Genomic DNA, 15,885 nt, shown 5'->3' with positions numbered 1-15,885 from the left:
GAGCACCTCATGCGGAGAACTCAACGCCCCAGTTGGCCTCGAACTCGACGCCTGGTTCAAGCCACAGCAGGCCACGACCCGTGTTGAAGGCGTTGGGCGCTCCCGTCATCGGTTCGATCGCGACTGCCTGGCCGACGCCAGCGAGGGTCGGAAAGTTGCGAGGCGTGAACAGTTGAACGAAGTCGAAGTTCTCGTCAACCGTGAGTCGAAGCTCGCGGCCGTCAGGCGCCGTAAGTCGCGCTGCAACCCCGTCAACCACTTCAACCCCAGCAAATGCGGTGTCGAGATCTAACTCACCGACAGGGCGGCCACCGCTGAGGTCGAACTCGGTGCCTGCCACCGCAACTTCGCCGGTCGGGATGAGGCGCTCGTTCGACTCGAAGCGAGTATCGGCGGTCATCGTGAGCGTGAGCTGCGCAATGGGGGTGTCGCCAATTCTGAAGAATGGATGCGTGCCGAGCGCATACGGGGCTGCGGTATCCGACAGGTTGGTGGCGGTGTGAGTGACGCGAAGTCCACTCTCGACCAGTTCGTAGCGCACCGTTGTATGCAGGCGGAAGGGGTACCCGTGCTGTGGGAACACTGTGGCACCCAACGTGACCGACTCCGGGGTGCGCTCGATGAGCGAATAGCCCGTGTTGCGAAGCAGACCGTGGATGGCGTTGTTGCGATCGCCCTCAGTGATATCGAGTTGCTGAACGGCGCCGTCGAGCATCCATTGACCGTCTTCGATGCGGTTGGGCCACGGAACCAAAACAATGCCGTCAGCGAACGGAGGCATCGCCGATTCGGCGTACGACTCAACGAGATCAACCCCGCCGATGCTGAACTCGCGAAGCGACGCAGCAAGTTCAGTTACAGTTGCTCGCGCCTCACCCTGTTCGGTGACGCGAGTGATGATGTACTGGGTTCCGGTAGGTGCGCTCACCGCAACAGCCTACCGGCGTAGAACTCACAATCAGGAAGCACCCATGTCAGATATTCGCGATGACGTCCTTGTCGACTTTGAGGCCGTCTTCGGTCACCCCGCCGATGGCGTGTGGTCGGCCCCCGGTCGCCTCACCCTTCTCGGCACTGCCGATAGCCCCGACACGGATGCCGAACTCGCGATTGCCATCAATCGTCGCACCGTGCTCGCCGCCTCCACTCGCAGCGATCGTTCGGTGCGCATTGCGAGTGCTCTTGTTGATGAACTCGTCACGGTGGAGCTCGATGAGCTCGCGACCGACGAAAGTGCAGCAGGGTGGAGCCGCATTGCACTGGCCATTGTGCAGGAGGTGATGGCGGCATCCGCCAACCAGCGCGAACTCAGCGGTGTTGAGGTGTTCATCGATACGACGGTTCCGGTGGGTGCCGGTCTTGGTTCGTCATCGGCGCTGGAGGCCGCGCTTGCCCTAGCCCTGACGGATCTGTGGAACCTAGGCGAGCAGGTTGCCCATTTGCCCCACCACCCGGATGTTGCTGCGTGCGTGTTCGCGCTTGACGACCACGCCCTCGTGCGGCTCGAAGGCGAGATTCGCCCAGAACTGCTCCCCCTCGACTGGCAGACCGCCGGGCTCGAACTGCTAGTAATCGACACTGATCGGCCCACCGCCGACGCGCTCGAGACGACAATAGCCGATGACGATGTGCGTCGCACCCTTCACAGCGTCACCGAAAATCAGCGGGTTCGTGACGCGGCACTGGCGATCCGCGACGAAACACCCCGACTTCTTGGGGCGCTGCTCGATGCCTCCCATGCGAGCCTGCGCGACGAATACGGCATTTCTACCACCGAGATTGATCTCGCGGTTGAGACCGCTATGACTGCCGGTGCATTGGGGGCGCGGATGCTCGGGCGCCCCTTCAGCGGAGTGGCCATCGCCCTCGTCGACACCGACACAGCATCTCGGGTGCGAGTAGCCCTCGATGGAGCCTTCGCCGAGCACGCGATGGGGCAACCCACCGTGGAGGCCGTCTCCCCGTCGCAGGGTGCCCTGCGCGACCGCTAGCTTGGTGAGCGGTATGCGCTAAGCGAGCACCTTCAGTACGAACGCGACAGCGAAAGCGATCGCGACGACCGTGCCTGCCCACACCCAGACTTGCGCCCAGGGAAAGCGGCGTTTGCGTGGCGTGCGCTTTGCCGCCTGGTGGTGCGGCGTCGCTTGAGGCGGCGCGCCTTGAGGCCGCATCACGTGAGGCTGCCTCGCTTGAGGCTGCGACTCCGAAGGGCGCTTGATCGACACTGTTACAGCCGTTCGGCCGCGTCGACGACGTTCTTGAGGAGCATGGCGCGGGTCATCGGACCAACCCCACCGGGCATCGGCGACAGGTAGCCGGCGATTTCGGCAACACCGGGATCAACGTCTCCCACGAGACGGCCCTTGCCGGTTTCGGGATCGACAACGCGAGTGATTCCGACATCGAGCACTGCGGCGCCCGGCTTGATCCACTCGGGGCGGATAAGCCCAGCGGACCCCACTGCCGCAACCACGATGTCGGCTTGGCGAACGTGGGTTTCAAGCTGGGTGGTGCGGGAATGGGTAAGCGTGACCGTGGCATCCAACCCCTTACGGGTGAGCAGCAGTCCGATGGGGCGACCGACGGTGAGCCCACGACCGACAACGACAACGTGTTTGCCCGAGATCGGCACAGCGTAGCGCTCAAGCATTTCGACGATGCCGGCCGGGGTGCAAGGCAGCGGCGAATCGAGTGTGGAGCCAACACCGAGCACGAGGCGACCGAGGTTGGTGGGGTGCAAACCATCCGCGTCCTTTGCGGGGTCCATAAGTTCGAGCATCGCGTTCTCATCGAGACCGGCGGGCAGCGGCAACTGAATGATGTAGCCCGTGACAGCAGGGTTTTCGTTCAACGCAACAATGGCATCCCGAACTTCGTCAGCGGATGCCGTGGCCGGCAAATCAACGCGGAACGACTCGATGCCAATTTCGGCACAGTCGCGATGCTTGCCGGCAACGTAGGAACGCGACCCCGGGTCGTCACCAACGAGCAGGGTGCCGAGGCCCGGCGTGATGCCGCGGGCCTTGAGGGCGTCGACGCGAACACGCAGTTCGTTCTTTACTGCGGTTGCCGTAGCAACACCGTCAAGTTTCACTGCGGTCATCGTTTTCCGTTCGAATCGGGCCAACGCGCTGTTTGGCCACCTACACAACTGCCATGTCCATTAAACGCTAAAGAGCCCACCGCAATGTTCACACGGCGACGGGCTCTTTAGTTGTGCCTGTTTGGCCCAGATTTCGGCTGATTAGCTCAGGTTGGTGCTGGCTATGCCCAACTACCGGGGCTCTCGAGTCCTTCGTAGAGCGGGAAGGCATCGGCGAGCGCGCGGGCACGGGCCTGCAACGCGGCGATGTCTGCACCGGGCTTGAGGGTTTCGGCGATGATGTCGGCGACCTCAGTGAATTCAGCGTCGTCGAAGCCGCGGGTGGCGAGGGCTGGCGTTCCGATGCGCAACCCGGAGGTCACCATTGGCGGGCGTGGGTCGGCCGGTACCGCGTTGCGGTTCACGGTGATGTCGACGGAGTGCAGCAGGTCTTCGGCTTCTTGACCGTTGAGCTCTGACTTGCGAAGGTCAACGAGCACGAGGTGCACGTCAGTGCCTCCCGTCAGCACGTCAATACCGAGGTCCTTCATGTCGTCACGCACGAGACGCTCGGCAAGAAGCTTGGCGCCACGAAGGGTGCGCTCCTGGCGGTCCTTGAATTCAGGAGTTGCCGCAAGCATGAATGCGGTCGCCTTGGCGGCGATCACGTGCATGAGCGGTCCACCCTGCTGACCGGGGAACACATTCGAGTTGATCTTCTTCGCGAAGTCAACGTTATTGGTGAGGATGAAGCCCGAGCGCGGACCACCGATGGTCTTGTGCACGGTCGACGACACAACATCGGCGAAAGGAACCGGCGACGGGTGCAGGCCAGCGGCGACGAGACCGGCGAAGTGCGCCATGTCTACCCACAGGACTGCGCCAACTTCATCCGCAATCTCACGGAAGGCAGCGAAGTCGAGCTGGCGAGTGTAGGCCGACCAGCCAGCGATGATGACGTGCGGCTGAACCTCGATGGCCTTCGCCCGAACGTCGGCCATGTCGAGAACGCCGGTTTCTTCATTTACACCATAGGCGTGAGCTTCGTACAGCTTGCCGGAGAAGTTGAGGCGCATACCGTGGGTGAGGTGCCCGCCGTGATCAAGCGAGAGACCGAGGATGCGGTCGCCGGGCTTTGCGATAGCCGACAGCACTGCGGCGTTGGCTGAAGCACCCGAGTGAGGTTGAACGTTCGCGAAGGCGGAACCGAACAGGCTCTTGGCGCGCTCGATGGCGAGCTTCTCTGCAATATCCACAAATTCGCAACCGCCGTAGTAACGGCGACCCGGGTAACCCTCTGCGTACTTGTTGGTAAGAACCGAACCCTGTGCTTCGAGTACGGCACGCGGAACGAAGTTTTCGCTTGCGATCATCTCGAGGGTATTTCGCTGACGGCCCAGCTCTTGAGCGAGCACCGCAGCGATCTCGGGGTCTACCTCAGACAGAGGAGAAAGGAATGTTGACACAGATGAGCTCCTTGCGACATGGGTGGATGCATCAAATCTACCGGGTGCTGGTCAACGTAGCGAGAACCTGCAAGAATTAGTCGTAGTTAGTTAGGAACCCTGACAAACCCCTCGCCGATCGGAAGTCAATGACGAATCCCCCTGTGATGCCCGCGCCCGTGCACTTGAGCGCCAGCAGCGGACATTTCGAGCTCACCGCTGGCACGCGCATCCACGCCCCCGGCGATGCGGAAGCCGTTGCTCGCTACCTAGCAGAACTGCTGCAGCCCGCCACCGGATTCGCCCTGACCATCGACCAAGAAGACGCCAGCGGTGCCATCTCTCTCACTATTGGCGCCACCGACTTACCAACCCCCGGGTACCGCCTTAGCGTCACCGAAGCCCGTATCGAACTGCGAGCGGATGATGTCCCCAGCCTTTTTGCCGGAGTACAGACCCTGCGCCAGTTGCTCCCGGTCGCGATCGAAGCCTCCACGACACAGGACGTGACCTGGCTCGTAGCGGGCATCGAGATCCACGACTACCCCCGCTTTTCCTATCGCGGCGCCATGCTCGATGTCGCACGCCACTTCTTCGACGTCGCTGCGGTCAAGCGCTACGTCGACCGAATGGCGCTGCTCAAGCTCAATGTGTTGCACCTGCACCTCACCGACGACCAGGGCTGGCGCCTGCACATCAACTCGTGGCCGAACCTCACCGCGCTCGGGGCGACCACGGCGGTTGGTGGTGGCCACGGTGGTTTCTACAGCAAAGCTGACTACACCGAAATCGTCGATTATGCGGCATCCCGCTACATCACAGTGGTGCCTGAAGTCGATGTGCCCGGTCACACCAATGCGGCGCTTGTCGCCTACCCCGAACTCAATTGTGATGACGTTGCCCGCGAGCCGTACGCGGGCATCGAAGTAGGTTTCAGCTCGCTCTGCATCGACAAAGAGGTGACGTACCAGTTTCTGGATGACGTGTTTCGCGAGGTCAGCGAACTCACGCCGGGCCCGTACCTTCACTTGGGCGGCGACGAATCTCTCGCGACCAGCGACGAAGATTACCTGGCCTTCATCAAGCGAGCGACGGAGATCGCGACGAGCCACGGCAAAACCCTCATCGGCTGGCACGAGCTGGGGCGCAGTGGCGATCTGCCCGAAGGCACGATTGGCCAGTACTGGAGCTACGTGACCCCTCGAGAGGATGCCGACAAGCGGGTGAACTCATTCATTCAGCAGGGTGGCCGCATGATTATGTCGCCCGCCGACGCAATCTATCTGGATATGAAATATGCCAGTGACGAGAAGCTCGGGTTGGAATGGGCAGACGGCCCAACAACGTTGAGCGATGCCTACCACTGGGACCCTGCGGCGATCGTCGAAGGGATCACTGATGAGCACATCCTGGGTATCGAAGCACCCATCTGGACTGAAACAATCGATAACGTGCGCGATCTGGAATATATGGCATTCCCCCGCATCATCGCGGCGGCCGAGATCGCGTGGTCTCCGCGCTCGGTCCACGATTGGAACGATTTCACTCGTCGTCTGGCAGACTATGCCCCGCGGCTTGATGCCGCAGAGATCGCCTACAACCGCGTACCCGAGATGAGTCAACAATCGTGAACGACCACGTCATCCATTCTGCGCAGTTGGTCACCGGCGCCGAGCTTGTGGCCGACGGTTGGGTCGCGTGGAGCGGCGACACGATCACCGCTACCGGGGTCGGCAAAGAATGGCGCGTGCACGCCGACAACGACAGCGCAATCACCGACGCGGCCGGCAGTTACCTCACCCCCGGATTCATCGACATTCACTGTCACGGCGGCAATGCGGCAGCCTTTGACGATGGTGCAGTCGCGATCCGCAGCGCGCTTTCGGTACATCGCGCCCATGGGACCACCCGCTCGGTTATCTCACTCGTCAGCGGTGACCATGCAAGCCTCATGCACAACCTGGCCGCGATCGCCGAACTAACAGCGATCGATCCGCTCGTGCTCGGTAGCCACCTCGAAGGCCCATTTCTCGATGCGGCGTTCAAAGGCGCCCATAGCCCTGACGTGCTGCGCAATCCTACGCCCGGCGAGATCGACGAACTTCTCGCTGCCGCCGCAGGCACACTGCAGCACATCACCATGGCCCCAGAACTCGACGGCGCACTGGATGCGATCGCGCAGCTCACAGAAGCGGGCGTCGCGGTTGCCGTTGGCCACACCTCGGCTGACTACGACCAAACCCTCGCCGCGTTTGACGCCGGCGCACGGCTGCTGACCCATGCCTTTAACGCCATGAATGGCATCCACCACCGCGCTCCCGGTCCGATCACTGCGGCGATCAGTCGTGAGTCGGTGACACTCGAGGTCATCAATGACGGCGTGCACGTGCATCCGGATGTCGTGAAGATGTTGTTCGCGTCGGCCCCTGGCCGCGTCGCGTTAGTTACTGACGCGATGGCCGCTGCCTGCGCGAGCGACGGGCACTACACGCTCGGCTCCCTCGACGTCACGGTGACCAATGGCGTTGCTCGGTTGAGCGACGGCGGCTCGATTGCCGGTTCAACTCTGACAATGGATGTCGCGGTGCGTCGAGCCGTCACCGAGGTTGGCTTGAGCGTGCCTCAGGCTGTTGCCGCAGCAACCGCAGTGCCTGCCCGCGCGATTGGGCGCGAAGGCGACCTAGGCTCGCTTGCGCCCGGATTCGCCGCCGACGCCGTGTTGCTCGACGCCGACTTTAGGGTGCAGGCGGTGTGGGCTGCTGGTCTCGAACTGCCGCAGCCCGGTCAGCACGACGCCTAAGCAGTTCGCCACCAACTACCGCGAACACGACGGCGACACCGAGGATTGCGGCGTCGACGAACGGTAGCGAGATGACACCCTTCTGGTCGAGAAGGATGCCACCTAAGAGTGCGCCGCCGCCGATGCCGATGTTGAACGAGGTCGTGAGGTAGGCCGAGCCGACGTCGCGCATGCGTGGCGAGACAAGTTGCAGCAGTCGCGTCTGAATCATCGCGGGCACTCCACCGAACGCCATTCCCCAGATCGCGATGACGGGGAACATGATCCACGGCTCATCGGGGAACATGCCGAGCAGTGCCGCGCAGATTGCCACGAGGGCGACGGTGACGGCGATGATGCTGCGAGGGAAGCGGTCGATGAGAAGGCCGGCGAGCGCAAGCCCAACTGCACCAGCAGCACCGAAAATGAGGAGCACACCAGCGACAGCACCGGGCTCGGTGCCTGCCGGTCCGATGAGGTACGGAACGATGTAGGTATAGAAGAGGTTGTGGCCGAGCATCACGAGCGCCACAAGAATGCACACGTAAATCACGCCGGGAACCGAACGGTCTTTGCGCAACGGGATCGATATCTCGCCAGTGGCAAGGGGCTGCTGGTGGTCGACCGGCGGAAGTACGCGCACCACCATGATGGTGAGCGCGAGGATGATGACCGCAATGACGACGAAGGCGAGCCGCCATCCGAGAGCGTGGCCGAGGGCAGTTCCGACCGGCACCCCGAGCACGAAGGCAGCAGTAGCTCCCGCACTCGTGACAGCAACGGCACGACCGACCTGATGCGGCGGAACGAGGTGGGCGGAGTACGCACCGACAACAGCCCAGAAGAGGCCGTGTGAGAGTCCGCCGATCACGCGGGCAACGACGAGCACCGCATAGTTGGGTGCTGCCGCGGCCAGCAGGTTGCCGACTACGAAGACCAGCAGCACCGCAATAACAAGCTTCTTGCGCGAGTGATTGCGGGTGAGCGCGGCGAGCGGTGCTGTCGAGAGCACGACGGTCGCGGCAAAGATCGTGATGAGCAGGCCGACCTGCGATTCCGAAACCGACAGCTCGGCCGCGATCTCCGGTAACAATCCGGTGGGCAACCACTCGCTGGTAACCGAAGTGAAGATCAGCGCCGAGAGGGTGAAAAGACCCGCCCAAGGAAACGCCTGAGATGACGAGGATGATGGTGAAGTACGTGGCGTGCTCATGTTTGACTTAGCTTACCGCTGGCACCGGTACGCTGATTCCGTGACCACCTCAATGCACTGGATCGTAACCCTCACTTGTGACGACAGGCCCGGCATCGTGCACGCCATTAGTGGCGCCATCGTTGAGGCCGGGGGAAACATCACCGAGTCGCAGCAGTTCTCCAGCGGCGACACGGGCCGCTTCTTCATGCGGTTGCAGGTGGAGTCGGATGCTCCGCGCGAAGTTTTCGAGCAGGCTCTCGCCCCCGTGACCGAGCGCTACGCGATGGAATGGCAGCTTGACGTTGTGGGGCGCCCCCTGCGCACCCTTGTGTTGGCGTCCAAAGCCGGACACTGCGTCAACGACCTCCTCTACCGCCAGCGCGCCGGCCAGCTAGCGATCGATATGCCGCTCATCATGAGCAATCACCCCGACCTGGGTTCGCTCGCCACATTCTATGAAGTGCCGTTCGAGTCACACGCGGTCACCACTCCCGGCCAGAAATTGGCCTTCGAAGACCGCATCCTCGAGGTTGTTGAGCAGCACGACATCGAACTGGTTGTGCTCGCCCGCTACATGCAGATTCTGTCACCCGAGCTGTGCGAACAGTTAAGCGGCAAAATCATCAACATTCACCACTCCTTCCTCCCCGGCTTCAAGGGCGCAAACCCCTACAAGCAGGCACACGCTCGCGGAGTGAAACTCATCGGCGCCACCGCGCACTTCGTGACAAGCGACCTCGACGAGGGGCCCATAATCGAACAGAACGTCGTGCGGGTTGATCACGCCAGCACGTCAAGCGAACTCGTCTCAATCGGTCAAGACGAAGAAAGCCGCACCCTCACGCAGGCCGTGAAGTGGTTTGCCGAAGATCGCGTGCTGCTCGATGGTGCGCGCACCATCATCTTCCGCTAGGGGCTGTTGCGGCACTTTCGCGGCAGCCTTCGCTGCGCTAGTGCAGCCGCTCCCAATCAAGGCGGTTCTCCCACGAATAGCGGTAGTAGTCGGCAAACTTCAGCTCGGATGCCGCAGCCTCATCCACAATTACCGTGACGGTCGAGTGCAACTGAATTGCCGACCCAGGCAGGCTCGCCGTCACCGGACCCTCCACGGCACCCGCGAGCGCCGCGGCTTTCGCTTCACCAAACGCGATCAGCACCAGGTGCCCAGCACGCTGAATCGTGCCGAGCCCCTGCGTGACACAGTGCGTCGGCACCAATTCGGTCGAGTCAAAGAAGCGCGCGTTATCGAGCCGGGTCTGCTGCGTGAGCGTTTTCACCCGGGTGAGTGACGCAAACGACGACCCCGGCTCATTGAAACCAATATGACCCGTCGACCCGATCCCCAAAATCTGGAGATCAACGCCGCCTGCAGCAACGATCGCGCGTTCATAGTCGGCCCCCGCTGTTTCCACCGGGCCACTCTCCGCCGGCACCTGCACCAGCGACGGCGTCAACCCGAGAGGCTCAACAACCTCCCGAGTAATCACCGAACGGTAGCTCTCAGGATGCCCAGCAGGCAATCCAACATACTCATCGAGAGCAAACCCCCGCACAGCAGAAAGATCGAGGGCACGAGCCGCGAGCGCAGACCATGTTGTTAAGGGCGTCGACCCCGTCGCTAGGCCGAGGACGGCATCCGGTGTTCGGCGCACGAGTGCCTCGATGAGGTCTGCAGAAACCTCGCCGGCAGCCTCTTTCGAATCAACAATTACTACTTCTGCCACGTTATAACCCTCTTGCGCTAATCGCGCTTCTCGTCAGTGTTGCTGTCGTCTCACTACTCACCATCGCGGCACCAACAGCCGCTGCAGGAAACCCTGGCGGCAATCCGTGCACTCGACTACTCAACCCGATTGAGGCGAGAAATGCCGAAGTGGTCTCCCACCGCGCAAGCACTTTTCGCACATCATCGAGCAGATCATCGAGAGTGGCGACGCCGCCACCCAACACTACGGAATCCACATCAATCGTGAGCACGAGAAGGCGCACTGCCGCAGCAACATTCTCTACGAGCCGGGCGCGCACGGCGATTGCCTGGAGGTCTCCGGATGCCGCAGCCTCAAATAGTGCAGTCGTCGGCTGATCAGAGTTGGTAGGCCACATGCGCGCCACTCCCGACCCGGATGCCACAGTCTCGAGGCAGCCGCGCTGCCCGCAAGGACACTCAAGCCCATCAGGGTCAATCGGCACATGCCCAATCTCTCCCGCCGCGCCGCGTGAGCCCCGCCACAGGGAGCCTCCAAGTACGAGCCCCGCGGCCAGCCCTGTGCCCAAATTGAGGAAAGCCATGGAATGGCTCGGGTCGTTCTCCAAGAGATGGAATGCGCCGAGCGCTGCCGCATTCACATCGTTGTCGATGCTGACGCTTCGGCCCAACCGGGCATCAAGTTCTGCGCCCAAGTCGAGGCCATCGATCGCCAGATTGAGCGCATGGGAAACACAACCATCCACCACTGTTCCCGGAATGCCGATACCAATGCTCCTGAAATCGATCGCGTTCACACCAACGCTGCTCGCCAACTTTTCGAGCGCCTGAACAGTGGATGCGACGAGCGCGTCGGGCCCGATGCCGGAACGAACGCGCACCCGCTCAGCAATCGCGCCGTGCTCGTCGATGGCAACGGCATCCGTCTTGGTTCCGCCAATATCAACGCCGACTTTGTAGATCGCAGTCACCCCTTCACCGCCCCCGAAACGAGACCGCTCGTCATCCGCCCTTGAACGACCAGGAAGAAGATGATGACGGGGATTGCCATCAGCGTTGAGCCAGCCATGATTGCCGCCCAGTTGGTGGTGCCGTTGGCGATTTGAAACGTTCGTAACCACACGGGAAGGGTCATCATTTCGGGGCGCGAGTTCACGACGAGGGCGAGTAAGAACTCGTTCCACGCCTGAATGAAGCCGAACACACCCGTAGCAACGAGCCCGGGCGCGAGCAGTGGCAAAGTGATGCGCCAAAACGCTCCCGAACGCGAAAGACCGTCAATCATGGCCGCCTCTTCGAGCTCAACCGGCACCCCGTTCACGAACCCGCGCAGCGTCCAGATAGTGAAGGGCAACACGGTCGCTACATACACAATCGTGAGACCCATGATCGTGTTGAGCAGCGACCAGCTGTCGAGCACGCGATAAGTGGAAACGATCATGGCTTCAGCCGGGATCATCTGCACGATCAGGATTGTCAGGATGAAACCCTTACGGCTCTTGAACCGAAAGCGGGTCACCGCTAGTGAAGCCAAGAACGCAAAAACTAGGGCGATGACAACCGTCGAGACGGTCACAACAATCGAGTTGCCAAGCGCCGGCATGAACTGCGAGCGCGTCGTATCGAACAGCACCGTTTCATAGTTGCGCAGGGTGAAAGTCTGTGGCCAAAAGTTGACCTCAGACCCGAGGATCTCGTTATTCGGCTGGAATGAGGTCTGCACCATCCAATAGACAGGAAAGATTGAGAATGCCGTAATCACGGCCGCGATCGCACTCAATAAGAACTTTTTCACAGCTCTTCCTCCTTGACGCTTTGGCGAACGTAGTAGAACGAGATCGCAGTAATCACAATCACGGTAATGACCGCAATCGCACCACCGGTGCCGTACTCCCCAGTTCCGAGCGAGTTTTGGTAGATGTAGACACCCAAAGTTGAGGTCTGTTCCTTGATGCCGCCAATTCCCTGCAGCGCGAAAATCTGAGTGAAGACGCGAAGATCCCAAATGATTTGCAGGATGAGGACCACCAGGAAGATGGAACGCAGGTACGGGAAAATAATGAGTCTGAAGCACTGCACGGGCCCCGCACCATCCAACTGCGAAGCTTCGAGCACCTCGTCGGGCACCTGGGTGAGCCCCGCGTAGACCGTGAAGGCAACGAACGGTATCGCTCCCCAGATAACGATGAGCGCGGCGACGAAGAAGAAGCTGAGCGGCTCGATGAGCCACGAGTGGCCCGCATAGTCGAGACCAAACCACCGGGTGAGAACGAAGTTCACTACGCCGTAGCCGGTGTCGAACATCCACCCCCACACGATTGTGGCGGTCAGTGCGGGCATAGCCCACGCCAACAGCAGCCCTATCGACAGGATGAGCCGCATGACTTTGCCGAGCGCACTCATCAGCAAGGCGATCAACGTGCCCATCACCATGGTGCTGCTGACACACACCGCGGCGAAAGCGAAGCTGCGGAACATGACCAACCAGAACGCCTGATCTGTCAGGACCTCAACATAGTTGTCGAACCCGATGAAAGGTGACGGTGCGCCAAATACTTGCGCGCGACCGAACTCTTGGAACGACATAATCACGAGTTGGACCAGCGGCCAACCGACTACCGCGGCCAATACTACGGTCGCAGGAATCAGCAAAGAATAGGGGGTGAACTGCGCGGGTAGCTTCTTTACCGCACGCTGACTGCCCGGCTGCGAAGGTGCAACTAGGCGGTCACCGTCGACATCGCTTGGAGCAATATCGAGTGAGGGGTTCGGTGACATAAGATCTCCCGGTTAATATTGGACTGTGCCTCGAACCTTTTCCTAGGGCGATGGCAACGAAACGGGTGCTCGGTTCAGTCATGCGCGACCGAGCCGAGCACCCTTTTTCTAGAGCCTGTACCGTTTCCGGCACACAGGGCTAACCGTTGAGGATGCTGTCGATTCTCGCGTCGAGATCCTTCGCAAGTGACTTCACATCGCCACCCTGAGCGATCTGAACGAAGAAGTCGGTGAGTGCACCCGAAGCTTCAACGTCAGCCCACTTAGGGGATGGAGGGGTCAGTCGTGCAGCACCGGCAGCTTCAGAAATTGCCGCGGCAACCTCATCCGTTCCTAGGGTGTCGGCCAGCGAAAGCTTGGCCGGCACGAGACCGTTGGCGCCATAAATCGACTGGAATTCGTCACTCAGGATGATCGCCAAAGCCTTCTTGGCGAGCTCAGGGTGTGCCGAGTTGGCCGAGACAGCGATGTTCGATCCACCAGCGAAGACCTGCGCTGCGCCGCCATCCTTACCTGGCATGGCGTAGACACCGAGGTTTGCTTCCTCATCGGGGCAACCGGGGGTCTCAGCGTCGAGCGGAGCCAAGATCGACCACTTCACCCAGCTGGGTGCAGACAACTGAAGGGTGGTTCCCTCGCAGTAGCCGACCTGTGGGTTGGTTTCGTTGGCATCCTTCGGCGCACGCGACGCCTTCGTCATAACCTCTTGAACCTGTTCAAGTCCGGCGATTGACCCTGGTGAGGAGAACTGTGACTTCCAGCCGCTGCTCTCGAATGTGGCTACTTCGCCACCGTTCTCCCAGATGAAGGGAAGAGCGTTGTACCAGTCTTGTCCTGGCCACCAGATTCCGGATGCGCCCTGGTTGGCTTCGGCCAGCGCTTCACCGTTGCTGACGTACTCGTCAAGGGTGGTCGGAACGCTCAGGCCTGCTGCCGCCAGTGCATCCTTCTTGTAGAAGACGAGTCGCGAACCGGAATAGAGCGGTGCCGCATAGAACTTGCCGTCATACGATCCGGCCTCAACGAATCCGGGAAGCAGGTCGTCGCCACCAAGAGCGTCGTAGTCATCCGTAAGGTCGAGGAATGCGCCCGCCGACGTGAATGCTGCTGCCTGGGTGTTACCAACCTCGACGAGGTCGGGGCTGTCGCTGCCGGAGAGGTTGGTGGTGAGAAGGTCGACGAGACCGCCCCACGCCTGCTCTTCGATCGTGAGAGTTGATCCGGGGTTCTCTGACTCGAACGTGTCGATCAGGTAGTCACGGGCCTCTTGAGGCGTATCCGTTCCTACCAACCACACGCGCAGGTCAGCAGTTTCTGCCTCTCTGCTGCCGCCGTCACCCGCCGAACAACTTGCGAGAGCCAACGCTGCCACGACGCCGAGCGCCGCGATACTGAGTTTCCTCAATGTTTTTCCTTTCCTAGGGCGATGGTGTCAGCGGAAAAGCTGGACACCTCGTAGTGCATGGAGCTCGACTATGAGACTCCGAGTTGCGCGGAGAGCACCATCACGGCTGCACCGCGCATGACAATGTCCTCTCCGAGCGCTGTCATCCGAACGGTCAGATCGCCATGGAACTTAGCCATCGTTCGCGTGCGGAGTGTCTCGACGGTGGCGTCTTTAAGCGCACCTTCAAGTAGTGAGGTCGGTCCGCTCAACACAATCTCTGAGAGATTGAGCGCGCCGACGACAGGGGCGAGAGCGATACCGAGGCGTTGCCCTGCTTCTGCCAAAACTGTGTTTCGTGCGTTGTCATCGGATGTCACAGCAAGGGCTGCATCTAACCGCGGTGTTGCTAACCAAGTTTCCAAGCACCCGGTCTTGCCGCACGCACATTCCATGCCACCGTCGGTTCCGACGACGACATGACCAATCTCGCCAGCAGCGAATGTACTGCCGAAGAGGGGGATGCCACCAAGGAGCAGCCCGGCGCCGACACCGTGGCCAACTTTGACGAGCATCATGTCGCTGGCAGCGCCGCCGAAGCTGTGTTCGGCGAGCGCCGCAACGTTAGCGTCATTGGCGACGACGATGGGCAGCTCAAAGCGTTCAGCGAGCATGCTCTGCAGCGGAAGGTCGTTCCAGCCGAGGTTGGGCGCGCTCAGCACGACACCGGCAAGATCGACGACACCGGGTGATCCGATGCCAACGCCGAGCACGGGGCGGGTGACCTGAGCGAGAAGGGCGTCAACGAGTGCAATGACTTTTGCCGTGGCATCCGCACCGCTGCTGTCGGTCAGAGGAATCTCGTGACGGTGCCGGATTGCTCCGTGCAGGTCCATGACGGCACCGCGGAAGATGCTGTAGTCGCTGAGGTCGACGCCGACGATCTGGAATGCTTCGGAGTTGAGTTCCAGCATGGTCGCGGGTTTGCCTGGTCGGCTGCCCTCGCGCTGCCCGGTTTCGACGACGAGACCATCGATGATCAGTTCGGCGATGAGGTCGGAGATCGTGACACGAGTGAGGCCGGTTTCGCGGGCGATGTCGGCGCGGCTGAGTTCACCCTGACGGTAGAGCGTTTGGATCACGAGCGAGCGGTTGTGATTTCTCGCGTGCTCTGGCAGCACTTTCGCCGTTGGCCGTAATGCTTTTCCGTTCGTGAACCCCATTGTCATGTTTGTTAGTAAACTTTACGAACTAAAGATTTGCAACCCTCGCGACGAAATTGTTATCTAGGGCCGCGGGCGCGGTCCCGCGCGCCGCACCGTGTCCCGCGGCCGAAACCGGTCGAGTTCAACCGGGTGGCTGTGTCTTCGGGACCTGATTGCTCACCGCAAAATCAGACGAGAGATCTTGCTCCCCCGGGTTCTAAGCGGAAGTGCAACACCTTCTAAGTTGTGGTTATTGAGATCACTCCGAGAAGGGTTGCACTTCCTTGACCGCACAATACCGACATTTGATGA

The 15,885-nt window shown here is 61.0% G+C and carries 15 protein-coding genes; 4 read left to right on the top strand and 11 right to left on the bottom strand.

Translation table 11 applies throughout. From position 1 onward, the window contains the following. Window positions 1-7: 7 nt before the first annotated feature. The gene (locus ABD112_RS12540; RefSeq protein WP_343926344.1) at window positions 8-928 is read right to left on the bottom strand and encodes an aldose 1-epimerase family protein; all 921 of its coding nucleotides are present in this window, start codon (window positions 926-928) and stop codon (window positions 8-10) included. 43 nt (window positions 929-971) lie between these two features. On the opposite strand from ABD112_RS12540, the gene ABD112_RS12535 reads away from it, so the two are divergent. Then, the gene (locus ABD112_RS12535; protein ID WP_343926342.1) at window positions 972-1,991 is read left to right on the top strand and encodes a galactokinase; all 1,020 of its coding nucleotides are present in this window, start codon (window positions 972-974) and stop codon (window positions 1,989-1,991) included. 18 nt (window positions 1,992-2,009) lie between these two features. On the opposite strand, the gene ABD112_RS12530 is transcribed toward ABD112_RS12535, so the two are convergent. The 3 genes from ABD112_RS12530 to glyA all read right to left on the bottom strand — a co-directional run bounded on the left by ABD112_RS12530 (window position 2,010) and on the right by glyA (window position 4,548). Continuing rightward, the gene (locus tag ABD112_RS12530; RefSeq protein ID WP_343926340.1) at window positions 2,010-2,171 is read right to left on the bottom strand and encodes a hypothetical protein; all 162 of its coding nucleotides are present in this window, start codon (window positions 2,169-2,171) and stop codon (window positions 2,010-2,012) included. A gap of 56 nt (window positions 2,172-2,227) precedes the next feature. Further along, window positions 2,228-3,103, bottom strand: coding sequence for a bifunctional methylenetetrahydrofolate dehydrogenase/methenyltetrahydrofolate cyclohydrolase (locus ABD112_RS12525; protein WP_343926338.1), 876 nt, complete (start codon window positions 3,101-3,103; stop codon window positions 2,228-2,230). 161 nt (window positions 3,104-3,264) lie between these two features. After that, window positions 3,265-4,548: a serine hydroxymethyltransferase gene (gene glyA / locus ABD112_RS12520; RefSeq protein ID WP_343926336.1), complete on the bottom strand. Its 1,284-nt coding sequence runs from the start codon at window positions 4,546-4,548 to the stop codon at window positions 3,265-3,267. 128 nt (window positions 4,549-4,676) lie between these two features. On the opposite strand from glyA, the gene ABD112_RS12515 reads away from it, so the two are divergent. Together ABD112_RS12515 and nagA are read left to right on the top strand one after the other, a co-directional pair. Then, complete coding sequence (locus ABD112_RS12515; protein ID WP_343926334.1) at window positions 4,677-6,158, top strand: beta-N-acetylhexosaminidase; 1,482 nt, start codon at window positions 4,677-4,679, stop codon at window positions 6,156-6,158. After that, a complete protein-coding gene (gene nagA, locus ABD112_RS12510; protein ID WP_425563843.1) occupies window positions 6,152-7,327 on the top strand; it encodes an N-acetylglucosamine-6-phosphate deacetylase in 1,176 nt (391 codons plus the stop codon). Before ABD112_RS12515 ends, nagA begins: the two co-directional genes overlap by 7 nt. On the opposite strand, the gene ABD112_RS12505 is transcribed toward nagA, so the two are convergent. Beyond that, window positions 7,263-8,519 (bottom strand): MFS transporter, encoded by a 1,257-nt coding sequence (locus ABD112_RS12505; RefSeq protein WP_343926331.1) that lies wholly within the window; start codon window positions 8,517-8,519, stop codon window positions 7,263-7,265. The two genes, nagA and ABD112_RS12505, sit on opposite strands and share 65 nt — an antisense overlap. Before the next feature lie 52 nt (window positions 8,520-8,571). Between ABD112_RS12505 and purU the strand changes: the two genes are divergently transcribed. Next, window positions 8,572-9,414, top strand: a complete 843-nt coding sequence (purU, locus tag ABD112_RS12500) for a formyltetrahydrofolate deformylase (RefSeq protein WP_343926368.1) — start codon at window positions 8,572-8,574, stop codon at window positions 9,412-9,414. A 37-nt stretch (window positions 9,415-9,451) separates the two neighbouring features. Here purU and ABD112_RS12495 read toward each other — a convergent pair whose 3' ends face one another. The 6 genes from ABD112_RS12495 to ABD112_RS12470 form a co-directional block, all read right to left on the bottom strand. Next, a complete protein-coding gene (locus ABD112_RS12495) occupies window positions 9,452-10,225 on the bottom strand; it encodes a glucosamine-6-phosphate deaminase (protein WP_343926329.1) in 774 nt (257 codons plus the stop codon). Window position 10,226: 1 nt separating this feature from the next. Beyond that, a complete protein-coding gene (locus ABD112_RS12490) occupies window positions 10,227-11,177 on the bottom strand; it encodes an ROK family protein (RefSeq protein WP_343926327.1) in 951 nt (316 codons plus the stop codon). Further along, window positions 11,174-12,001: a carbohydrate ABC transporter permease gene (locus tag ABD112_RS12485; RefSeq protein ID WP_343926325.1), complete on the bottom strand. Its 828-nt coding sequence runs from the start codon at window positions 11,999-12,001 to the stop codon at window positions 11,174-11,176. Before ABD112_RS12485 ends, ABD112_RS12490 begins: the two co-directional genes overlap by 4 nt. Beyond that, a complete protein-coding gene (locus tag ABD112_RS12480) occupies window positions 11,998-12,984 on the bottom strand; it encodes a carbohydrate ABC transporter permease (protein ID WP_343926323.1) in 987 nt (328 codons plus the stop codon). The genes ABD112_RS12485 and ABD112_RS12480 overlap by 4 nt, the downstream gene beginning before the upstream one ends. A 139-nt stretch (window positions 12,985-13,123) precedes the next feature. Then, a complete protein-coding gene (locus ABD112_RS12475; RefSeq protein WP_343926321.1) occupies window positions 13,124-14,389 on the bottom strand; it encodes an extracellular solute-binding protein in 1,266 nt (421 codons plus the stop codon). A gap of 68 nt (window positions 14,390-14,457) precedes the next feature. Continuing rightward, window positions 14,458-15,591 carry an ROK family transcriptional regulator gene (locus tag ABD112_RS12470; RefSeq protein ID WP_343926319.1) on the bottom strand — a complete coding sequence of 378 codons (1,134 nt, stop codon included), beginning with the start codon at window positions 15,589-15,591 and terminating at the stop codon, window positions 14,458-14,460. Window positions 15,592-15,885 lie beyond the last annotated feature (294 nt).

Source organism: Rhodoglobus aureus (assembly GCF_039527955.1).
In the GTDB taxonomy this organism is placed as follows: Bacteria; Actinomycetota; Actinomycetes; order Actinomycetales; family Microbacteriaceae; genus Rhodoglobus; species Rhodoglobus aureus.
Note: the sequence above shows the minus strand (reverse complement) of the source record. Positions and strands in the feature narration are given on the sequence as shown.